The sequence below is a fragment of the Aliiruegeria sabulilitoris genome, from assembly GCF_001558155.1.
In the GTDB taxonomy this organism is placed as follows: Bacteria; Pseudomonadota; Alphaproteobacteria; order Rhodobacterales; family Rhodobacteraceae; genus Tropicimonas; species Tropicimonas sabulilitoris.
In genome coordinates, this window is record NZ_LOAS01000019.1 from 52,157 (window position 1) to 74,662 (window position 22,506).

16 protein-coding genes are annotated in these 22,506 nt (G+C 62.2%); 10 read left to right on the forward strand and 6 right to left on the reverse strand.

The genetic code is table 11. The features are described 5' to 3' along the window. Positions 1 to 65 precede the first annotated feature (65 nt). The 6 genes from AX756_RS16125 to AX756_RS16150 all read left to right on the forward strand — a co-directional run bounded on the left by AX756_RS16125 (position 66) and on the right by AX756_RS16150 (position 7,696). Positions 66 to 1,844, forward strand: coding sequence for a sensor histidine kinase (locus AX756_RS16125; RefSeq protein WP_068313776.1), 1,779 nt, complete (start codon positions 66 to 68; stop codon positions 1,842 to 1,844). Continuing rightward, entirely contained in the window at positions 1,841 to 3,070 is a 1,230-nt protein-coding gene (locus AX756_RS16130) for a sigma-54-dependent transcriptional regulator (RefSeq protein WP_068313779.1), read from the forward strand. The genes AX756_RS16125 and AX756_RS16130 overlap by 4 nt, the downstream gene beginning before the upstream one ends. A gap of 264 nt (positions 3,071 to 3,334) precedes the next feature. Beyond that, positions 3,335 to 4,336, forward strand: a complete 1,002-nt coding sequence (locus AX756_RS16135) for a TRAP transporter substrate-binding protein (protein ID WP_068313782.1) — start codon at positions 3,335 to 3,337, stop codon at positions 4,334 to 4,336. A gap of 75 nt (positions 4,337 to 4,411) precedes the next feature. Next, complete coding sequence (locus tag AX756_RS16140; protein ID WP_068313786.1) at positions 4,412 to 5,092, forward strand: TRAP transporter small permease; 681 nt, start codon at positions 4,412 to 4,414, stop codon at positions 5,090 to 5,092. Between the two features lie 6 nt (positions 5,093 to 5,098). Then, positions 5,099 to 6,496, forward strand: coding sequence for a TRAP transporter large permease (locus AX756_RS16145; RefSeq protein WP_068313788.1), 1,398 nt, complete (start codon positions 5,099 to 5,101; stop codon positions 6,494 to 6,496). Positions 6,497 to 6,733: 237 nt separating this feature from the next. Continuing rightward, complete coding sequence (locus tag AX756_RS16150; RefSeq protein WP_438938412.1) at positions 6,734 to 7,696, forward strand: extracellular solute-binding protein; 963 nt, start codon at positions 6,734 to 6,736, stop codon at positions 7,694 to 7,696. Positions 7,697 to 7,825: 129 nt separating this feature from the next. Here the strand turns inward: AX756_RS16150 and AX756_RS16155 are convergent, their stop codons facing one another. Both AX756_RS16155 and AX756_RS16160 read right to left on the reverse strand, forming a co-directional pair. Beyond that, positions 7,826 to 8,746, reverse strand: a complete 921-nt coding sequence (locus tag AX756_RS16155) for a sulfotransferase family protein (RefSeq protein WP_269432959.1) — start codon at positions 8,744 to 8,746, stop codon at positions 7,826 to 7,828. A gap of 242 nt (positions 8,747 to 8,988) precedes the next feature. Then, complete coding sequence (locus AX756_RS16160; protein ID WP_082739153.1) at positions 8,989 to 10,677, reverse strand: ABC transporter permease; 1,689 nt, start codon at positions 10,675 to 10,677, stop codon at positions 8,989 to 8,991. 622 nt (positions 10,678 to 11,299) lie between these two features. Here AX756_RS16160 and AX756_RS16165 point away from each other — a divergent pair. After that, positions 11,300 to 13,258, forward strand: a complete 1,959-nt coding sequence (locus tag AX756_RS16165; protein ID WP_197431086.1) for an ankyrin repeat domain-containing protein — start codon at positions 11,300 to 11,302, stop codon at positions 13,256 to 13,258. Positions 13,259 to 13,707: 449 nt separating this feature from the next. Here AX756_RS16165 and tpiA read toward each other — a convergent pair whose 3' ends face one another. The 4 genes from tpiA to AX756_RS16185 all read right to left on the reverse strand — a co-directional run bounded on the left by tpiA (position 13,708) and on the right by AX756_RS16185 (position 16,496). Continuing rightward, complete coding sequence (tpiA, locus tag AX756_RS16170; protein WP_068313800.1) at positions 13,708 to 14,457, reverse strand: triose-phosphate isomerase; 750 nt, start codon at positions 14,455 to 14,457, stop codon at positions 13,708 to 13,710. Between the two features lie 104 nt (positions 14,458 to 14,561). Further along, positions 14,562 to 15,410 (reverse strand): LysR family transcriptional regulator, encoded by an 849-nt coding sequence (locus tag AX756_RS16175; RefSeq protein WP_068313803.1) that lies wholly within the window; start codon positions 15,408 to 15,410, stop codon positions 14,562 to 14,564. A gap of 321 nt (positions 15,411 to 15,731) precedes the next feature. Further along, entirely contained in the window at positions 15,732 to 16,100 is a 369-nt protein-coding gene (locus tag AX756_RS16180) for a HesB/IscA family protein (RefSeq protein WP_068313805.1), read from the reverse strand. 54 nt (positions 16,101 to 16,154) lie between these two features. Continuing rightward, a complete protein-coding gene (locus AX756_RS16185; RefSeq protein WP_438938409.1) occupies positions 16,155 to 16,496 on the reverse strand; it encodes an SUF system Fe-S cluster assembly protein in 342 nt (113 codons plus the stop codon). Between the two features lie 188 nt (positions 16,497 to 16,684). Between AX756_RS16185 and AX756_RS16190 the strand changes: the two genes are divergently transcribed. The 3 genes from AX756_RS16190 to lon all read left to right on the forward strand — a co-directional run bounded on the left by AX756_RS16190 (position 16,685) and on the right by lon (position 22,426). Then, positions 16,685 to 18,268, forward strand: a complete 1,584-nt coding sequence (locus AX756_RS16190) for a putative bifunctional diguanylate cyclase/phosphodiesterase (RefSeq protein WP_068313808.1) — start codon at positions 16,685 to 16,687, stop codon at positions 18,266 to 18,268. A 259-nt stretch (positions 18,269 to 18,527) separates the two neighbouring features. Continuing rightward, positions 18,528 to 19,658, forward strand: a complete 1,131-nt coding sequence (gene tgt, locus AX756_RS16195; protein ID WP_068313810.1) for a tRNA guanosine(34) transglycosylase Tgt — start codon at positions 18,528 to 18,530, stop codon at positions 19,656 to 19,658. Positions 19,659 to 20,011: 353 nt separating this feature from the next. Beyond that, on the forward strand, positions 20,012 to 22,426 hold the full coding sequence (lon, locus tag AX756_RS16200) for an endopeptidase La (RefSeq protein ID WP_068313814.1): 2,415 nt from the start codon (positions 20,012 to 20,014) through the stop codon (positions 22,424 to 22,426). The last annotated feature ends 80 nt before the right edge of the window (positions 22,427 to 22,506 follow it).

Here is a 22,506-nt window from a genome sequence, read left to right on the forward strand (position 1 = left end):
CTTCGCGGCGGCACTCTCTTTTCTTCACTCCCTGCCGCCTCTAGGTTGGGCCAGGGAGGCGCGATTTGAGACGTATTTGGGCCATTCTGGCGTATCTGGCTGTCGTGGCCGGGTTCACGGGCGGCGTGTGGTGGTTTTCGCTGTCGTCGGACCTGGAGGCATTGGCCGAGCGTGGCGAGGCGGATCTGTCGGTCGCCTCTGACCGGCTCGTCGGGCAGTTGCAGCGTTTTCGCGAACTTGCCGTGCTGTTGTCGGACCATCCCGACCTGGAAGCGCTTCTGAATGGGCGTGGCAATGCTCAAACGGCGAGCGAGTTGCTGCGGGAGACCGCGGACAAGACCGGCTCTCTCGAAATCCTTGCGGTGGCGCCGGGCGGGCAGGTGCTGGCAACATCGGAGGAAGCCTGGAAGCCGCTTTCGACCGCGCCCTACCTGAAACGGGCGATCGAGGATGGTGCGCTTGGGGCCTATCATTCTGTCGAGCCGAATAGCGGATTGCGGGTGTCGACCTTTGCCGCGCCAGTCTTTTCGCTCAGCGGGCCGGTTGCGGGGGCCGTGGTCGTGCGGGCCAATATCGGCGCTATCGAAGCGGAGTGGCGCGGTGACGCGATGACCGTCGCCTTCACCGATTCAAATGGTGTGATCCTGTCCTCCAACCGCTCGGAGCTGCTTTTCCGGACTCGCACCCTGCCTTTGCCGGCAGCAGCGGGTGGGCGTTATGGTGGCGCGCCGCTGGCACCTTTTCCCGAGGTGCGGGAAATCGTGATCTCGGGCTACGAGCTCTGGCGGCTAGATGCCGGGCGCTACGTGCCGGGGGCGTCGATCCACCTGACCCGGCCGCTGCCGGTGATCGGCATGCAAGGGGAAGCGCTGGTCGATATCGCGCCGGCGGTGACGCTCGCGGGCTGGCAGGCGCTTGTGACGGCGACTCTTGGCCTCGTGATCGGGGCGTTCATCCTGTCGCTTCTGGACCGGAGGCAGCGGCTATCAGTGCAATTGAGCGCGGAAGCGGCGGCCAATGCGCGGCTGGAGCAGCGCGTGCGGGAGCGCACGGCAGCGCTCTCTGCGGCCAACAAGGCGCTCCGGCGCGAGGTGGACGAGCGTATCGCCGCCGAGCAGGCGCTGAAACGGGCGCAGGGCGAGTTGATCCAGGCGGGCAAGCTCTCGGCTCTGGGCCAGATGTCGGCCGGGATCAGCCACGAGTTGAACCAGCCGCTGATGGCGATCTCGTCCTTTGCCGAGAATGGAACCGCCTTTCTGGAGCGGGGCAAGCCGGAGCGGGCGGCGGAAAATCTCGGGCGGATCTCCGAGATGGCGCGGCGGATGGGGCGGATCATCCGCAACCTGCGGGCTTTCGCCCGGCAGGAGGTGCAACCGGTGCGTCCGGTGGATCTTGGGGCGGTTGTCGAGGCGGTGCTGCTTCTGAGTGAAGGGCGGATCAAGCGCGAACGGGTGGTGCTGGACTGGCAGCCGCCCGCAGCACAGGTCATCGTGCGGGGCGGCGAGGTGCGGTTGCAACAGGTGGTCATGAACCTGGTCTCGAACGCGCTCGACGCGATGGAAGGCCGGGACGACAAGCGGCTGGGTGTCTCCATCGAGCTTGGAGACAGGGTGCGGCTCTGCGTGTCGGATACCGGTTGCGGCATCGCGTCGAGCGACCGCATCTTCGACCCGTTCTACACCACCAAGGAGGTCGGCCGCTCCGAGGGGATGGGACTGGGATTGTCGATCTCCTATGGCATCGTGCAGAGCTTTGGCGGGGCGATTCGGGGGACGAACCGGCCCGAGGGCGGGGCGGTGTTCACGGTGGAGCTTGAGCCGGCGGAAATGGAGGCGGTGGCGTGACCGACAGGGTGCTTCTGGTAGATGACGATGCGGCGGTGCGCGAGGCACTCGGCCAGACGCTGGAACTGGCCGATCTGCGGCCGATCCTGGCGGGCAGCTATATCGAGGCCAAGGACCACGTCTCGACGGACTTCGCTGGCGTGGTCGTGACCGATATACGGATGCCGGGCAAGGACGGCTTCGCGCTGCTGGATTACGTCCGGCAGGCGGATCCGGAATTGCCCATAATCCTGCTGACCGGCGAGGGCGATGTGCCGATGGCGGTGCGGGCGATCTCGGGCGGGGCGTTCGATTTTCTCGAAAAACCCTGCGAGTCGAGCGCCTTGCTGACCGTTGTTCACAAGGCGCTGGCGGCACGTGAGCTGGTGATGGAGAACCGGCGGTTGAAGCGTGAACTGGCCTCCGGCGATGCGGCGGCGCGCATGCTGCGTGGAACCTCCCCGAAATCGGAGGAGTTGCGCGCGCGGGTGCGTCTCGTTGCGCGGGCCGGGGCCGAGGTGCTGGTGACGGGCCCGATGGGATCGGGCATGGCCAAGGTGGCGGAGGTGATCCACCTCGTCTCGCCCGCCGCGCCGCACCCATTCGCCAAACGCTCCGCCGCCGCACTCGGGCCCGAAAGCCTGCTGGAGGCCTGCGAGGCGGCCGGTGCGGGCACGCTCTTTCTCGACGAGGTCTCCGCGCTCGGCCCCGCGGCGCAACTCGCGCTGCTGGACCGGCTGGATTCCGGCGGTGATGCCCGCGTAATCGCCGGCACTTACAAGGATTTGCAACGCGAAGTGGAGGCCGGGAGTTTCTCGGCCGATCTGGCGATGCGGCTCGACGTTCTGCGGGTAAGGATCCCGCCGCTGGACGAACGCAAGGAGGATATCGGCCCGCTCTTTCGTCACTATGTATCGATGGCCTGCGAGCAGGCGGCCTTGCCGGAGCCCGACATCTCGCCCGACGTGATTGCGCGCCTGATGGCGCAGGACTGGCCCGGCAATGCCCGCTCGCTCATGAACGCCGCGATGCGCTTTGCCATGGGGCTGAGCGATCCGGCGCCGGCGGAGGATGTGGGGCTGGCTGAACAGATGGCGCAGGTGGAGCGCACGCTTCTGATCGCGGCGCTGGAAAAGGCGGGCGGGCGGGCGGCTCAGGCCGCCGAGGCGCTCAAACTGCCGCGCAAGACCTTCTATGACAAGCTCGCCCGGCATGGGCTGCGGGCAGAGGATTACCGCACTGGTTGAGTCTGAACATGGTTCCCCATGCTGTGCGGGTTTTCGCACAATCCGGTTTGGTGTTTGTGTGAAGGACCGCACGAGCTGGGTCGAAAGCGGCACTCCATAGCGTAATGATCGCCTCTTAATGATATGAATTAAAAACACAAATTATGTATTTCGTGATGATCCCGTTTTTCCTCTTGGACGGATCGCCCGTCCTCTGTTTTCTGTGCACCAAGCTCTGCAGCAAGGCAGGGCGTGACAGACCAAATGTCTTGGGAGGACAACCGAATGAAATATGTGACTGCCGCCGCGACGGCCGTGGCGCTTGTGATGGGCGCGGGTTCCGCGCTGGCCACTTGTGACGAGGGCGAGATCGTCATCAAGTTCAGCCATGTGACCAATACCGACAAGCACCCCAAGGGAATCGCCGCCAGCCTGCTCCAGCAGCGCGTGAACGACGAGATGAACGGCAAGGCCTGCATGGAGGTCTACCCGAACTCGACGCTCTATAATGACGATCAGGTGCTGGAGGCGATGCTGCAGGGCGACGTGCAACTGGCCGCGCCGTCGCTGTCGAAATTCGAGAAGTTCACCAAGAAATTCCGTATCTTCGACCTGCCGTTCATGTTCAAGAACATGGAAGCCGTCGATGCGTTCCAAAGCTCCGAAAACGGGCAGGAAATGCTGGGCTCGATGGAGCGCCGCGGCCTCAAGGGGATGGGCTTCTGGCATAACGGTCTGAAGCAGTTCTCGGCCAACAAGCCGTTGCTGACGCCGGCCGACGCGGCGGGCCTGAAGTTCCGCGTGCAGCCCTCCGACGTGCTGGTTGCCCAGATGGAAGCGCTCGGCGCTTCGCCGCAGCCGATGGCTTTCTCCGAAGTCTATGGCGCGCTTCAGACCGGCGTTGTGGACGGGCAGGAAAACACCTGGTCCAACGTCTATGGCCAGAAATTCTTCGAAGTGCAGGATGGCATCACCGAGACCAACCACGGGCTGCTCGACTACATGGTCGTCACCTCCGTGGACTGGTGGGATAGTCTGGACGAGGATGTCCGCACCCAGCTGGCCACGATCTTTGAGGAAGTGACCGCCGAACGCAACGCCGCCATCGCCGAGGTGGATGCCGCGAACCGTCAGGCCATCCTCGATGCCGGTGGCGTCATCCGCGAACTCAACGCCGAGCAGCGCGCGGCCTGGGTCGAGGCGATGAAGCCGGTCTGGGAGCAGTTCGAGGGCGACGTGGGCACCGAGAACATCGAGGCGGCCCAGTCCATCAACGCCAGCATGTAAGGCCACGCAAGGATACGGGCCGCCGGTGCAACGACACTCGGCGGCCCTTTTCAACATTCCTGCGGGAGGAGGGACATGAGCGTACATTCGAAACACCAACCGAAAACGGCCTTCGGGGCGGCCGTGGCGCGGACCGAGGAAGTCGTAATCGCGCTACTTCTCGGGACGATGGTCGTGCTGACCTTCGTCAACGTGCTCCTGCGCTACGTCTTCAATGACAGCTTGATCTGGGGCCTTGAGGTCGTGCTCGTGCTCTTTGCCTGGCTGGTTCTCTTCGGGATGTCGCATTGCTTCCGGATCACAGCGCATCTGGGCGTGGATGCGCTCGTCAACACCCTCAACCCCGACGGGCGCAGGATCGCTGCAATCATCTCCGCGCTCTGCTGCGTCGTTTACGCAGCGTTGCTGATGAAGGGTGCGTGGGATTATTACGCGCCGTTCGCGGGGCTCGACGCGACGACGGGGCGCTGGTTCCCGACCGGTCTGGCCGAAACGCGCGATCAGGCCTGGTACGAGACCGACCAGATCCCGATGCTCGACTGGCTACGCTGGCTCGAACCGCTGTTCAACCAGGGCGAGAGCTACGAGAAGGTGCCGCGGCTCGTCGTGTATCTCATCCTCCCGGTCGGGGCCTTGCTGCTGCTGGTCCGGGTGATCGAGGCCGCCATCGGCGTTATCGCCGGTCATCGCGAAAGCCTGATCGTCAGCCACGAGCTCGAGGACGATCTCGACTCCGGCGCACTTCACAAGGACTGACATCAGATGGAAATTGTTGTTCTCTTCGCCATGGTGGTGGCGCTCCTTCTGGTGGGCGTTCCCATCGCCGTCAGCCTCGGCCTCAGCTCCATTATCTTCCTGCTGGTCAATTCGGACAGCTCGCTGGCCTCGGTCGCGCAGTCGCTCTACCAGGCGATGGCGGGGCACTACACACTGCTGGCGATCCCCTTTTTCATCCTGGCCTCCAGTTTCATGTCCACCGGTGGCGTGGCCAAGCGGATCATCCGCTTCGCCATTGCCTGCGTCGGGCATTTGCCGGGCGGGCTGGCAATTGCCGGTGTCTTTGCCTGCATGATCTTCGCCGCGCTGTCGGGCTCCTCGCCCGCGACCGTCGTCGCCATTGGCTCGATCGTCATCACGGCGATGCAGAAGGTCGGCTATTCCAAGGATTTCGCCGCCGGCGTCATTGCCAATGCCGGGACGCTCGGCATCCTGATCCCGCCCTCGATCGTGATGGTCGTCTACGCCTCGGCGACCGATGTCTCCGTGGGCCGGATGTTCCTTGCGGGTGTCATTCCCGGGCTGATGGCCGGCTCGATGCTGATGCTCACCATCTATCTCATTGCCAAGGTCAAGAACCTGCCCAAGGGCGACTGGCTCGGCTGGCACGAGATCGGCGCCTCGTTCCGCGACGCCTTCTGGGGACTGATGCTGATCGTCATCATCATGGTCGGCATCTACGGTGTGCCGGGCGTGACCGGCGCGATCTTCACCCCCACCGAAGCCGCCGCCGTCGCCTCGGTCTATGCTTTCATCGTTGCCTGTTTCGTCTATCGGGACATGGGGCCGCTCGCGGCGCATGACGAAAGCCAGCGCAACAAGACGCTTCTGGAACGTCCCTACGCCCTTGTCACGGCCTTCTTCCACCGGGACACGATCAACACGCTCTACGAGGCGGGCAAGCTGACCATCACGCTGATGTTCATCATCGCCAACGCGCTGATTCTGAAGCATGTTTTGACCGATGAGCAAGTGCCGCAACAGATCGCCGAGGCGATGCTCTCGGCCGGCTTCGGCAAGGTGATGTTCCTGGTCGTCGTCAACGTGATCCTGCTGATCGGTGGCCAGTTCATGGAGCCCTCGGGCCTGCTGGTGATCGTCGCGCCGCTGGTCTTTCCGATCGCCATCGAGTTGGGCGTGGACCCGATCCATCTCGGCATCATCATGGTGGTCAACATGGAGATCGGCATGATCACGCCGCCTGTGGGGCTCAACCTCTTCGTGACCTCCGGTGTCGCGGGGATGCCTATGATGCGGGTCGTGCGCGCCGCGCTGCCTTTCCTGGCCGTGCTCTTCGTCTTCCTGATCATGGTCACCTATATCCCGTGGCTATCCACCTACCTGCCCACCACCTTGATGGGGCCGGAGATCATCACGAATTGATCCGAAGGGTTTGAAGCAATGCAAACGGGCGTCCCGACGGGGCGCCCGTTTCGCTTCCGGGTGCGACACACGTTCCCAAGTAAAACAATAAGGAATAACTTGCGTCCGAAAATTATTCCGATAGTAACACTCAGACAAACAGGACGCAGACCAGGACCGGAGACACGCATGACCCTATTTCGATCGACCCGACTCGTCAGTGCAGCCCTCGCGGGGTTGCTGGCCGGAACCGCCAGCATGGCCTTTGCCGAGGGGGAACTGAACCTCTATTCCTCGCGCCATTACGACACCGACGAGCGGCTTTACTCGGATTTTGAAGAGGCAACCGGTATCCGGATCAACCGGATCGAGGGCAATGCCGACGAGATGATCGCCCGCATGTCTTCCGAGGGCGCCAACAGCCCGGCCGACATCCTGCTGACGGTCGACACCTCCCGGCTCAAGCGGGCCAAGGATGCCGGCGTGCTGCAGGCGATCGACAGCGCGGTGCTGGAAGAGCGCATTCCCGCCAACCTGCAAGACAGTGACAACCAGTGGTTCGGCTTTTCGCAGCGCGGGCGGATCTTCTTCTATGACAAGAACGAGTTGTCCGACCCGCCCATGACCTATGCCGACCTGGCCGACCCGAAATACAAGGGACTGGTTTGCATCCGCTCCTCGGGCAACACCTATAACCAGACCCTTCTGGCCTCCATCGTCGTCCATGAGGGCGAGGTCGCGGCGCGGGACTGGGCGCAGGGCGTGGTCGACAACATGGCGCGCCCGCCGCAGGGCGGTGATACCGACCAGATCCGGGGCGTCGTCTCGGGCGAGTGTGACATCGCTGTTTCGAACACCTACTATTTCGCACGCGCCCTTCGCACCGATGTGAAAGGTGTCTCGGACGCGATCGACATGATCGGTTGGGTGTATCCCGATCAGGACGGCCGCGGCGCGCATATGAACCTGTCGGGCGGCGGCGTGGCGGCCCATGCACCGAACAGGGAGAACGCGATCAAGTTCCTCGAATATCTCGCCTCCGATCAGGCACAGGTCTATTTCTCGGCTGGCAACGACGAGTTCCCGGCGGTGGAAGGGGTCGCGCTGGCCGAGTCCGTGGAGAAACTTGGAAGCTTCAAGGCCGACGAGATCGACCTCTCGGTCGTGGCGGAGAATATCGGCACTGCCCAGAAGATCTTTAACGAGGTCGGCTGGAAGTAAGACCTTCCCCAATCGCGAACCGACAAGGCGGCGTCTTCCCACCGGGAAGGGGCCGTCTTTTTTGATCGGGCTGGTCCGGCGTGCGTTCCGTTGATCCACTCCGATCATGGCCGCAGGGGCAGGCTGAACTCAGCGCAGGTAGCGTTTGGTTATGACATCCATGCGGCGTTGCGCACTTGTTTGCAGTGACTTAATGTTCAGGCGCCGTCCAAAACCGCGTTGGACGGGAAGAAGGCCATATCTTCCGATCAGGTGGCGCCAGCGGCCGACAAAATCGTTAAGGTTCAGGTAAATATCTTGGGTCTTGGTAACCTCGAGGGGCGGCTCGCCACTCGACGAATACCCCCGGGCCGCCAAAAGGTCGCCGAGGCGGGCTTCGACGAGGCGAAGGTCCTGCAGGGGCATTTTCCTCCGCCATTGCTCGGCAAGGCTGGGATCTGGCGCGTGATAGGTAGAGGATGCATCATACGAGAGCATGGACTGTTCGTAGTCGATGCCGAGCAAGGCGCAACAGCGGCCAAGCTCGCCTTCGGGATCCGCAAGCAGCCTCTCATAGCGAAGATCGACGGGCGCCTCTCGGAGATCTCTTGCGACCGTGCTCCAAAGCTGCTCGGTCGCTATCCAGCCTTCGACGGCACAATAGGGATTCCCGTGCCACCCCATGGCGACCCAACTTCGCGCCACGTCTCTTGGATCTCTGAGAAGATGGATGATTGGCGCGTCCGGCATGAGCGCCACGGCTTTGTCGAGCCCACGGTGTAGCATGAGCACCGAGCAGGTCTTCTGGCCTTTAGCCAAAATCTGCGAGAGGAGTTGGGCCAGAGCGGCCGCACCGTCGGTAACATCGGGCAGATCGAGATCCTGCGCCAGGAAGATCCTGTCGCTTCGAAGGCCGTCGAGATCGTATTCCCAATCCGGGCCCCGGCGATGCAGGTGATCGAACAAGAAGTCATGTTCGCCAGAGCAGCTTAGCGCACTGTGTCCGTCCAACATGAGACGCAGCATTGTCGATCCCGAACGCAGCGCACCGTAAACAATTGCATGGCTCAAAGGTCTGTCCCCTTCTGACTATGTCGAACACAGGTTCCTTGGCGCTTCCCTTGGGGGGGTACATACTTGAAACCAAACCGTTATCGAAGCGGAAACTGTCGCATCCAAAGTGGCCATGCACGGCAATTTCATGCGCAGCGGGGGGCGAAGCCAGTCCGACCTCCGCTTCCCGATAGGGCGCGATATGCCTCCGGGGCCTCGCGGCCCAAAACGACAAAGGATAGCCCCAAGCGATCCGCGGATCATTCCGCCGCTACAGGCGCCGGGCCATAGACCCGCGATTTGCGTTCGCCCAGGTTTCGGCAAACGATGATCACCGGCAGCAACCCGACCGCGACCAGCACCAGGCTCGGCACCGCCGCGCCGTCGAGGCGTTCGTCGGCGGCAAGTCGGTGGGCCTGCACGGCGAGCGTGTCGAAGTTGAAGGGGCGCATGATGAGCGTTGCCGGCAACTCCTTCATCGTATCGACGAAGACGATGAGCAGCCCCGTCAGCACCGAGGGCCGCAGGATCGGCACATGCACCCGGCGCAACATCTCCAGCGGTGGTTTGCCGAGGGTGCGGGTGACGGAGTCCACATTTGGGTGGATCGTGCCGAGGCCGCTGTCATAGGCATTCAGCGCGGCGGCCATGAAACGGACCATGTAGGCGATCACCAGCAGCCAGATCGAGCCGGTGAAGAGCAGGCCCGTGGAGAGCCCGAATGTCGCCCGCATCCAGGCGTCGAGCGTGTTGTCGAGCGCGGCGAAGGGCACCAGCAGGCCCACGGCGATGACCCCGCCGGGCACGGCGTATCCGACGCGCGAGACATGCCCGGCAAGGCTCGACACCCGCCCGGGCCAGAGCCGTTGCCGGAAGCCGATCAGGATCGCTCCCAGCACAGTCAGCAGGGCCGCTGTCGTGGCAAGGATCACCGTGTTGCGGGTAAAACGCAGGTACCGCTCGGAGAAGAGCGACTGCTCCGAGTCCATCCCCATCAGCAAGAGCAGCACCAGCGGCAACGCGAAGCCGAAAAGCACCGGCAGGCCACAAAGCGCCATGGCGCCCCATTTCTGCAGGCCGGTCAGTTGGGTTGGCGGCAGGCGTTCAAAGCGTTTGCCGGCCCCGTGATGGCGCGCGGCGCCGCGTTGGATGCGCTCCAGGATCGCCAGCAGCAGGGCAAAGGCCAGAAGGCAGAGCGCGAGTTGCGCCGCCGCGGCCCGGTCGGCCATGGTGAACCAGGAGGTGTAGATGCCGGTGGCGAAGGTCTGGACGGAGAAATAGGAGACGGTGCCGTAATCGGCGATGGTTTCCATCACGGCCAGCAGCACGCCGCCGGCAATGGCAGGCCGCGCCATGGGCAGAGAGACACGCAGGAAGGCGTACCAGGGCCCGCGACCGAGCGCGCGGGCGGCGAGGAAGGCCGTGGCGCTTTGCTGCAGGAAAGCCGCGCGGGCGAGCAGGTAGACGTAAGGATAAAGTACCAGAATCAACATGATAGCCGCGCCCTCGACCGAACGGATCTCGGGGAACCAGTAGTCGCGCGGTCCCAAGCCCGTGACGTCGCGCAGTAGGCTTTGCACCGCGCCGGGATGGTCGAGGAAATCGGTATAGGCATAGCCCATCACGTAGGCCGGGAAAGCCATCGGAAGGGCGAGGCCGATCTCGAAGAAGCGCGCGCCGGGAAAGCGTGTCATCGTCACCAGCCAGGCCGCGCCGGTGCCGATGGCGGCAGTGCCCAGGGCGACAATTACCACCAGTTTCAACGTGGTAGCGGAATAGGTCCAGAGCACGGTGTCGGCGAGATGCCGGAAGGTGTCGGTCGAGCCGAAGGCCGCGGCAACAGCCACGGCCAGCATCGGCAGAAAACATAAGGCCGCAACGAAAAGCGCCCCTCCGCGCAGGAGGCCGGTCGCAAGTCGCTCGGGCAGGGTAAAGGGGCGCAAGCTCATGGTGAGCGTTTTTATCGGATTTTGATCGGGGCGGAAATCGGAAATCGTGCGGCGGTTCTGCGAGAGGTCGGAACGGTGTGGGCTGGTTGTGAGCGGACAGGCGTTCGGCCCCATTTTCGACCGCAGAACCGGTCGGATTTGTACAAATCCCGGTCAGGAGTGACCGAAATTCCGGTCGTTCTTGTACCTGGGGGAGCGGTTTGGGCGCTGTTGACGGTCGAAACGGCTGGAAACGGGCGGTCGAGTCGCTTTTTCGGTCGTTTCAGTACGGGGTTTCGACCGAAAGAACGACCAATTTGCTTGCGGGCCGACCAGACCGGGAGACCAGTTTGCAAATCGGCCAGTCGATTCTGCGGAGGTGGACCGGACATTCGGCGAAGGGAGGGCGCGGTCCGGTCAGCGGACGTTCCCGCCGTTCATGGCAAGCGGCCGCGCGTCGGCTTCCTGCGCATTCCGGACACTTAGCCGATTTCGGCAATGGCAGCTTTAGAGACAAAGCAAGGCGGAGGCAAAGGACTACCCGAAATTTCGTTCTGTTTGATCGGAATCATGGACAGCTTTGCCAAATCTGTCAGTCTAACTTGAGGCTTTGGCTCTTCCTGCAATAATCGGATTGCGGATGATGTTCCGGCACCTAACCCCACACTTGCGCATCGCTGTCGCTGCTTTCTTTGTAATCCTGACCGGCATCCCGGCTCTTTCGCAGCGTAGCCCTATCGAATTGGCCATACTGGACCGAGATCTTGAGGCGGTCGAACGACTCCTCGAAGAAGGTGCACCTCCCAAGGCGATTTACGATGCGATCTATGTCGGAAGCAGTGAGATTGTCGAACTGCTCCTGGATGCAGGCATTGATCCCAATTTCGCTGATGGTGCGCCGCTCCGAGAGGCTGCCAGAGAGGGCAAACTCGAGATTGTGCGCCTGCTTCTCGAGCGAGGCGCTGATCCTGACGCCCCCAATCCCGGCGGGTTGACTGCGCTCTATCTGGCGATCTCTCGTGGGCATATCGAAGTTGCCGAACATCTGATCGGGATTGGCGCCAGCGTTGATACTGAAACGCTGATCAGGGCTGCGCGCAACGGCGACACCGGTGTTCTGCAACTGCTCGTCAATGCTGGCCTCGACATCAATGAGGGCGATGGGTCGACGGCGCTCATGCAAGCGGCAGGAATGGGACACGCAGAGGCTGTCAAATTCCTGATCGAGAATGGTGCCGAGGTTTCCACTAGGGACGAAACCGGCAGAACGGCCTTTTTCTGGGCGCTACAGAACAATCATTTGGACATTGTGGACATCCTGAACTCCGCCGGAGCAGAGTTCTTCACCGATCAGGTGTCCATCAACCTAACCTTGCTGGATGCGACAAAGAGCAAGAATACCTTTCTGATGCGGAAGGCTCTCGAGGTCGGTGCCGATATCGATGTCCTCGGCCAGAACAAGCGCAGCCCCCTTATCGTTGCGGCCGTTCAGCGGGACACGGAACGGGCGAATTTTCTCATCGAACGCGGTGCAAATGTCTCAATACAGGACGTAATTGGACGGCCGGCATTGCACTACGCCACAGCCGGCAATACCCGAACCGGCTTTAACGGTTTTTATTTCCATTATTGGTCGCCACCAATGCTGGAACTTGTAAGGGCTTTGCTCGACGCCGGAGCGGAAGTGAATGTTCAAGACCAGTTCGGTGGTACTCCGCTTCACCTTGCGGCAGCCCTGGGGCATATTGAAGTTATTGAATTGCTGCTCGAGGCAGGCGCGGACACAAACGCGCAGGATAGCGACGGTAGAACGCCTTTCCAGTTGGCGGTCATGCAGGAACCTATCGCGGCACAGTTACTCGAAGAGCGCGGTGCGAACACGTTCTCCAGAGATGCAACGAAGGCCGCTCTCGCTGGCCTTGCTGTAAGCTTTGCATTACTCTTGGTTTATGCTGTTCGTCAGGCATCTCGAGGAGTTCCCGGGCTTCCTGGGCTGGCAAGGCACCCTTGGATAAACAACATTATCACAGTCTTTCTTCTTGCCGTGATATTCGGCGCAACTCTGAACCTTTTGAGCCGCGCGGACTATTGGTATTCGAAAAACAGCTGGAATCTGACTGTCGTTTATGAATTCATTCCCGGTGGTCCGGGGATTGCGGACACAAGAAATCTTGCCTATCCGGTCATTGGGACGTTCTCAAGCGCATCCGCCTGCGAGGCAACAAAAGCCGACATGGTCACACCCCCACCTCCACCAGAGCGCCTCCAGGCCGCAATCAGATCAACCGGATTCTTATGCAAGACAGTCTTTCGGCCGACAATAGCCCCGGACCTTTTCATGCCCTCCAGTATTGTGGTCGCGTTTTTGGCATCCTTCCTCACTGTTGGCCCGCGTTGGCTGGGATTTCTGGTACTCAATTGCGCGGTAGTTTGCATGTTTCAGATGAGCGACCAGTTCGGAGGTCTCCTCTGGAAACCCTATGAGTTTAAATCCGGTGTTGTTTTGGCAGAGGGTTTCCCAGTGTTGTTTCTGCAAGGCCTAATAGTGATCGCTTCAAACTTCGCGATGTTCGTGGCGATCTCCTTCCGGCCGCGCTGCTGATTTCGCCGTTCAGCCGGTTTTTTCGAAGAAACGAGACATTGCACTGTTGGGAGAAGCAAAATGTAGTGGGTCAAATTCCTTGCCTTGCACCAGATTGTCTTGCATCACACTCAGTGACGCCGTGTGGTGGGTCACCGAGTTCGGGCATGTAACTCGAAGCGGACATCCGAGCGATTCCATAAGATGTCGGCAACGTCGGCAAACTACCCGCTCATGCTAACTGCAGCATCCGTAACTATGGGCTCTTCGCCGCCAATCGCCGCGCCAATGACGAATGGCGGCTTCCGGGGAAGGGAAAGGGTGGGGGTCGGCAAAGGGCTTGTAACCTGCCCGGAGGGCTTGGGTCGGGAGCCGGCGCCCTGTCGGCCGGGGGAAGCGGCAGCGGGTACTGCCGCTCGGGTGGTTTGTTGGGCGGCTTCGAGGCTTGTTGTCCCGAAGCCGCGCCTTGATCAGCTGTTTTGCAGCGCGTCGATGATGGCGCCGAAATCGGCGGCCTTGAGGGAGGCGCCGCCGACCAGCGCGCCATCGACATTCTCGACACCGAAGATCTCGGCCGCGTTGGAGGGCTTCACCGAGCCGCCGTAGAGCAGGGAAATCGACTTGCCGATCTCGGCGCCGAAGCGCTCGACGAGGCGGGCGCGCATGAAGTCATGCACTTCGATGATCTGCTCCATCGTCGGGATGCGGCCGGTGCCGATGGCCCAGACGGGTTCGTAGGCGACGACGAGGTTCTCGCCGGTGGCGCCGTCGGGGATCGAGCCGGCAAGCTGGCTGCCCACGAGGTCCAGCGTCTCGCCGGCATCGCGCTGCTCCAGCGTCTCGCCGATGCAGACAACGGCCACGAGGCCCGCGCCGATGGCGGCTTGCGCCTTGGCGTTGACGATCTCGTTGGTCTCGCCGTGATCGGTGCGGCGCTCGGAATGGCCGACAATCGCGTAGGCGCCGCCCGCATCCTTGATCATCTCGGCCGAGATGTCGCCGGTATGGGCGCCGCTGGCATTCATGTGGCAATCCTGCGCGCCGGTGGCGATCTTGCCACGGCCGATGCGCTTGCTCATCCGCTCGAGCAGCGTGGCGGGCGGGCAGATCAGCACGCCGCAGCCCGGATCGGGGTAGGCGGCGAGCATCGCGTCGATCTCGGCCAGGGCGGCCTCGGTGCCATTCATCTTCCAGTTGCCGGCAGCAAGTTTCTGCGCCATGGGGAATCCCTCCGTTTGGGCGTTCTGGTTGGCGCTTGATTGACGCCGGGGGGCGGGCGCGTCAAGGGTTCCGGGTTGCGGCCGATTGATGCCTTTCAGGCGGGTCAGACGCTGTCCGCGCGCAGAGAACTGTCCGTCAGCAGCTCCGTCAGGGCATCGAGCGCGGCGCGGACCGGTGGGTCGTGCCGGGCGTCGTGATGGGCCACGAGCCATTGATCGTGCCCGAGACCTTCGATCGGGGGCGACAGGCGCTTGAGGCGCGGTTCGGCATCGCCGGCGAAACAGGGCAGCACCACCCGGCCGATGCCTTCTAGGGCCAGGTCGATGGCCAACCGCGAGTCGCTGGCGATCATCACGATGCGGTCGGCCCTGTTCTCCCGGAGCCAGCGGGCCGTCGGCGTCAGCGGGCCATCCTGTGGCATGGCGATGAACCCCGTGACCTCGTCCGAGACGCCATATTCGGCATTCTCGATGCGGCTGGTGCGGCGACCAGCGAGCCATTCGTGGTCGGGGCGCTTGTTGCGAACGCCGATATCGGCCTGGCGTCGGGCGAGGTCCACCGGAAGGTTGGAGGCCAGCAGGTCCGGCACCCAGTTCGCGTCCTCCGACCAGATCCGGCGGATGTTGCGGGCGATGAACCGGGAGGTCCACACCCCCGCCGTGATCCGGACGCGAGCCAGGCGCTGTCCTTCATCGCGCCAGCGGCTGATCCGAATGGCCGCGGATTTCAATGGCAAGGCCTGCTCGGCAAGCTCGCGCCCTTCGCTTGTCAACCCGTAGCCGCCCGGCCCCCGCAAGAAGAGCCGATGCCCCAGCGTGGTCTCCAGGCGGGTCATCTTGCGGCCCATGGTCGGCACGCTCACCCCGCTTTGTGCCGCCGCGGCCGAAAGCGAGCCGGTCTCGGCGACTTTCAGGAACAGGGCGAGGTCGTCCAGGGGTAGGGTGTCTTGCATTTTTGAAAACCCTATTGCGGAAATTGGGGCTGAAATGGCCCGAACTGCCTTGGTAGATTAGGTTTGTCTACCAAAATTGAAAAGGTGTCCCATGGCGCATGCGTCTTTGCATAATTGCGACGACACTCTTCGGGTGTTGGTCTGCGGCGACCAGATGCGGCTCAGGTCGCTCAGCGCGCTCGATGAAAACCTGGATTATCTGGCGAACCAGAACCGCAGTGAAGCCGAGTTGATCCGGGCGCGGGTTCGCAGCCGCCAGAAATGGGCGCGTCGCCGCTTCCGGCTGCGGTTGCGCGCTGTCCTGTTCGGACGTCGAAAGGGTCAGGCCTTGGGGGCGCCCAGGCTCTCGTCGAACTTGATCGACTCGCCGCAACCACAGGCTTCGGTGACATTGGGGTTGCGGAACTTGAACCCGGCTTCCAGCAGCGAGACCTCATAGTCGATCTCGGTGCCGAACAGGAACATCTGGGCCATCGGCGCAATCATGACGCGAGCGCCATCCTGCTCGACCACCTCGTCATTGGGGTCGATGCTGTCGGAAAACTCGAGCGTGTATTCCATGCCCGCACAGCCGCCCTTCTTCACGCCGAGCCGGAGGCCCTGATGGCCATCCTTGTCCATCAGCTTGATGATCTGGGCCGCTGCGCGCGGCGTCAGGGTGACGGCCTGCTTGCCGGGAATGGAAAACATTGCTCGGTCCTTGTCTCTGGTCCGGCCGCGAAACGGGCCGGGCAGTTTCGTTTCCTACATGAAGCCCAGCTCGAGCCGCGCTTCGTCCGACATCATTTCCATGCCCCAGGGCGGATCCCAGGTCAGATCGACCTCGACATGCTTGACGCCCGGCACCGGCTCGATCGCCTCGGCGACCCAGCCCGGCATCTCGCCGGCCACGGGACAACCCGGTGCCGTCAGCGTCATGGTCACCTTGACCTCGGACTCGGCATTGATCTTGATCGTGTAAATCAGTCCAAGATCATAGATGTTTACCGGGATTTCCGGATCGAAAACGGTGCGGCACGCTTCCACGATCGAATCGTGCAGCGGGTGTTCTGTATCGGAGGGCCGAATAAGGGGTTCGCCTTCCATGGGTGTCGCGTCAGAGTTCATCATAGGCCCAGGGTTGGGGGAATGTTGAGGGATTATATAAGAAATGCCTGCCCAAGCGTCCAGAGGCGTTACGCTACGCCTGAAGTAGAAAGATATTTCAGCCGTTAGGCATTTCTACAGGAATTAAGGCTCTTTTCGTGGCGATGTGTTCGGTTGGAGGCATTGCCATGGGCATGCGGAAAACACGGTTTGCGATTTGGGTCGTTTTGTTGGTTGCCGGCTGGTTCGTGGCCGGACAGATCGAAATGTTCGAGATGGTATACGATTTCAGCCGGGCGCACGAGGCGTGGGATATCGACGAGATCTTCAGCTTCATGATCCTGCTGGGCTTGGCTCTGCCGGTGATCCTGACTGTCTCCAATTCCAAGCTGCGCAAGAGCCTTCTGGCGCGACAGAAGGCCGAAGAGCGTGCCCAGCACATTGCGCGGCACGATCCCTTGACGGGGCTGCACAATCGTCGGGCCATGTCGGAAATCATGCGGGAACGGATCAGGGAGGCCGAGAGCGGCGGCAATGCGCTGTCAATTCTCCTGATGGATCTGGACCGTTTCAAACCGATCAACGATTTGCGCGGGCACGATGTCGGGGACCAGATCCTGCAGGAAGTGTCCACGCGGCTCAAGAGTGTCTGCCAGTGGGGGCAGGTGCCGGTCCGTCTCGGGGGCGACGAGTTCGCCGTCGCGATTCCGGAAAACGAGAATTTCGACGCCGCGACCGGGCTTGCCCGGCGGATCTTGTCGGCCCTGAGGACGAAGTTCCAGGTCGGCGAGGGCGAAATCACGCTCGGGACGTCCATAGGCATAGCCGTCTGGAGCCCCGGTCTCGACGAGGATCAACTGTTCCGCCACGCCGATCAGGCAATGTACCGGGCAAAGCGCGAGGGGCGCGGCCGGTTGAATTTCTTCGATGACGATCTCGGCGAAAGGCTCCGCGAGGAGGCCGAACTGGAGGTCGAACTGACCCTGGCCATCGAGGCCGAGGAGATCGTGCCGTATTTTCAACCCATCGTCGATATTTCGGACCGAAGGCTTGTCGGTTTCGAGGTGCTTGCACGATGGAGCCACCCCCGTCTTGGGCAAGTGCCACCATCGCGTTTCATCGCCCTCGCCGAGGATACCGGGCAAATCAACGCAATCAGTTGGCTGATCCTTCGTCAGGCCTGCAACACGGCGCGCGATTGGCCCGAAGAGTTGAGCATTTCCTTCAATCTCTCGCCGCGCCAGTTCCGCGACACGGAACTGGCCGAGACGATCTCGTCCGTGTTGCGCAGCACCTCTTTCCCAGCGGAGCGGCTTGAGATCGAGATCACGGAATCCGCCGTGATCGAGGATCTGGGCTATGCGCGGGAGACGATCGAACGTCTTCGCTGGCTCGGGATCCGAATTTCGCTGGACGATTTCGGCACTGGTTTCTCGAGCCTTGCGACGCTGTCCCGTCTGCCATTCGACAAGTTGAAGATCGACCGCAGTTTCGTGACCCAGGTGACGAAGGATGCACAAAAGGCCAAGATCGTCGCCGGGATCATTTCGCTGGCGGACTCGCTGGAGCTGAGCGTGACGGCCGAGGGGATCGAGACCGAGGAAACCTACGAATTGCTGGCCGATCTCAATTGCAAACTCGGCCAGGGTTTCCTGTTCGAACGCCCGCTGCCCGGCGCGGAAATCTCGGAGCTTCTCAAGACGGGGCAACTGGGAGGGGAGCTGGGCGCGAGCGGTTGCACGGCGCTGAGTTCCTTGTCTGTCGCAAGTTGAACCGAAAACCCGGGCGCCAGGGTTGGTCCTTGTTCTGCGTTCTTCCTGTTCGTTGCTGTCTGGGCTTCCGGTGTGAAAACGGGCGGCTGGTGGACGCGGCAGGATAGCCGCTCGGGAGCTGGGGCAAGCCAGAGACGAGCTTGGCCATATGAACCCGGCCATACGAACCCGGCCTGCCGGGTGCTGAACACTGCGCATTTGACGAGAAAGGCGGATCGCCGAGATTGAACTCCTGTCGTGCTTCTGAGATGGGAACGGGATGACACAGAGATTCTCCTTTGAGCTGCAAGCGACAGATGGCCGGGCACGGTCTGGTGTAATCCGCACGACGCGGGGCGACATTCGGACACCGGCTTTCATGCCGGTGGGAACCGCGGCGACCGTAAAGGCCATGTTGCCGGAGAGCGTTCGCGCGACCGGCGCCGATATCTTGCTGGGGAACACCTATCACCTGATGCTGCGTCCGACGGCGGAGCGGATCGACCGTCTTGGCGGGTTGCATCGTTTCATGAACTGGGAACGACCGATCCTGACGGACTCGGGCGGCTTCCAGGTGATGAGCCTGACCGATCTGCGCAAGCTGACGGAGGAGGGGGTCGAGTTCCGGTCCCATATCGACGGCAGCAAACATATGCTGACGCCCGAGCGGTCCATGGAAATCCAGCGTTTGCTGGGGTCCGACATCGTGATGTGTTTCGACGAATGTCCGGCCCTTCCGGCGGACCGGCCGCGGATCGAAGAGAGCATGCGGCTCTCCATGCGTTGGGCGGAGCGCTCGCGCGATGCATTCGGCGATCGCCCCGGTCACGCGCTTTTTGGCATCCAGCAAGGCGGATTGGAGCAGGATCTGCGCGCCGAAAGCGCCGAGGCGCTGCGGGCGATCGGCTTCGATGGATACGCCATCGGCGGGCTCGCGGTTGGCGAAGGCCAGGAAGCGATGTTCGGCGTGCTCGATTTCGCGCCCGATATGCTGCCACAGGACAGGCCGCGCTACCTCATGGGGGTCGGCAAGCCAGATGATATTGTGGGTGCGGTCAAGCGCGGCGTCGACATGATGGATTGTGTGCTGCCGTCGCGTTCGGGGCGTACCGGGCAGGTCTTCACCCGCCGCGGCGTGGTGAATATCAAGAATGCCCGCCATCAGGACGACCCGCGCCCGCTCGACGAGCATTGCACATGCCCGGCCTGCCAGAACTATTCGCGTGCCTATCTGCACCACGTGTTCCGGGCGCATGAAATCATCTCCTCGATGCTGATGACATGGCACAACCTGCATTATTATCAGGAGCTTATGCAGGGCATGCGCGACGCTATTTCCGCTGGGTGCTTTGCGGATTGGGAAGCCGGTTTCCACGCGGAACGGGCGCAGGGCGATATCGAGCCGCTCTGATTCCGGTTCGGATCCGGGACGGGCGCGCCGACATTCGTCGCGAGAAATCCTGCACGGATCGCGGCGACCCGGGGTTTGTCGCGAGGCCGTGTTGTTGCGTGCGGGGCCGTTTCAGCGCACGCAGATTGAATGCAGCCTTTCCAGTGGTTTGCCGGACCCGCGCGACATTCGCCGCACCCGCATTCGGTTGTCGGCTTGCCCATGCCCGCAGGGACGGGCACATTGGGCCGGATTGAAAGGTCTGCTTGAAACGTGGCGAGTCAGAACCCACTTTTAGCAATCAGGACCGGAGGGGGTCGAGTGTTGCCGAGAAACGGGGCCGGAACCCTCTTGCCAAGAACAGGAAAACGAGCATGCAAGAGCCACTGAGCCAATCTTATCCCGTGCTGCCGCTGCGCGACATCGTGGTGTTCCCGCACATGATCGTGCCGCTCTTTGTCGGGCGGGACAAGTCGGTGCGCGCCCTCGAAGAGGTGATGCAGGACGACAAGCAGATCCTTCTGGCCAGCCAGATCGACCCGGCCGAGGACGATCCCGATACCGATGGCATCTACCAGGCCGGCGTGCTGGCCAATGTGCTGCAACTGCTGAAACTGCCCGATGGCACCGTCAAGGTGCTGGTGGAAGGTATCCGCCGGGTGCAGATCCTCGAATATCTCGAAAACGAAGATTTCTTCGAAGCGCGGGCGGAGTTCCTGACCGAAGTGCCGGGCGATGCGGATACCATCGCCGCCCTGGTGCGCTCGGTCGGTGAGGAATTCGAGCGCTATTCCAAGGTGAAGAAGAACATCCCCGAGGAGGCGCTGGCCGCCGTTGCCGAGACGCGGGAGGCCGCCAAGCTGGCCGACCTGGTGTCCGGCCATCTCGGGCTGGAAGTGGCGCAGAAGCAGGAGCTTCTGGAGACGCTCTCGGTCGCGGAGCGGCTGGAGAAGGTCTATGGCCTGATGCAGGGGGAGATGTCCGTCCTGCAGGTCGAGAAGAAGATCAAGACCCGCGTGAAGAGCCAGATGGAACGCACGCAGCGGGAGTATTATCTCAACGAGCAGATGAAGGCGATCCAGCGCGAGCTGGGCGATGGCGACGAGGGCCAGAACGAGATTGCCGAGCTCGAAGAGAAGATTGCCGCGACCAAGCTGTCCAAGGAAGCGCTGGAGAAGGCCGAGGGCGAGCTGAAGAAGCTCAAGAATATGTCGCCGATGTCGGCCGAGGCGACGGTGGTGCGCAACTATCTCGACTGGATGCTGTCGATCCCGTGGGGCAAGAAGTCCCGGGTGAAGAAGGATCTGGGCCGGGCGCAGACCGTTCTGGACAACGACCATTACGGGCTGGAGAAGGTCAAGGAACGCATCGTCGAGTATCTCGCCGTGCAGCAGCGTTCGGCCAAGCTGAAGGGGCCGATCCTCTGTCTTGTCGGGCCTCCGGGTGTGGGCAAGACGTCGCTTGGAAAGTCGGTCGCCAATGCCACGGGGCGCGAGTTCATTCGCATCTCGCTTGGCGGGGTGCGCGATGAATCCGAGATCCGCGGCCACCGCCGGACCTATATCGGCTCCATGCCGGGCAAGATCATCCAGGCGCTGAAAAAGGCGAAAACCACGAACCCGCTCATCCTGCTCGATGAAATCGACAAGATGGGGCAGGATTTCCGTGGTGACCCGGCCTCGGCGATGCTGGAAGTGCTCGATCCGGAGCAGAACGCGACCTTCACGGACCATTACATGGAGGTGGAATACGACCTCTCCAACGTGATGTTCCTGACCACGGCCAACAGCTACAACATGCCGGGGCCGCTGCTCGACCGGATGGAGATCATCACGCTCGCGGGCTACACCGAGGACGAGAAGCACGAGATCGCGCGGCGTCACCTGATCGAGAAGCAGATGAAAAATCATGGGCTTCGCGAGAAGGAGTTCGAGCTGACGGACGAGGCGCTGACCGAGATCATCCGCACCTATACCCGCGAGGCGGGCGTGCGGAACCTTGAGCGCGAGATCGCCAAGCTGGCCCGGAAGTCGATCACGAAGATCATCAAGAAGGAGACCGAGACAGTCTCCGTGAAGCCGGAAGACCTCGAAGGTTTCCTTGGCGTGAAGCGGTTCCGCTATGGCCTGGCCGAACAGGAGGATCAGGTGGGCGTGGTGACCGGGCTTGCCTGGACCAGCGTTGGCGGTGATCTGCTCTCCATCGAGGCGCTGAAACTGCCCGGCAAGGGGCGGATGAAGACGACCGGCAAGCTGGGCGACGTGATGAAGGAGAGCATCGACGCGGCCAACAGCTTCGTGCGCTCCATCGCGCCGGAGATCGGGGTGAAACCGCCGAAATTCGATGCGATCGACATTCACGTCCACGTTCCCGAGGGGGCGACCCCCAAGGATGGACCGTCGGCCGGTGTGGCGATGGTGACCTCCATCGTGTCGGTGCTGACGCGGATTCCGGTGCGCAAGGACATCGCCATGACGGGCGAGGTCACGTTGCGCGGCAATGTGCTGGCCATTGGCGGGCTCAAGGAGAAACTTCTTGCGGCACTGCGCGGCGGCATCAAGACGGTGCTGATTCCGCAGGAAAACGAGAAGGACCTTTCGGAGATCCCGGACAATGTAAAGGAAGGGCTCGACATCATCCCGGTTGCCCATGTGCGCGACGTGCTGAAACTCGCGCTGATCGATACGCCGGTGCCCGTCGAATGGGACGAGGCGGCCGAGGAGGAGGCAGCCGCGGCACGTGCCGCAAGCCTGTCCGAAGGCAGCCAGGCGGGCAAGACCGCGCATTGAGCGCTGGTCTGCAATCTGACAACCTGCAAAGGGCGCGCTCGGTCGCGCCCTTTGTTTTTTTGTCGGGCAGGCGGGAAAAA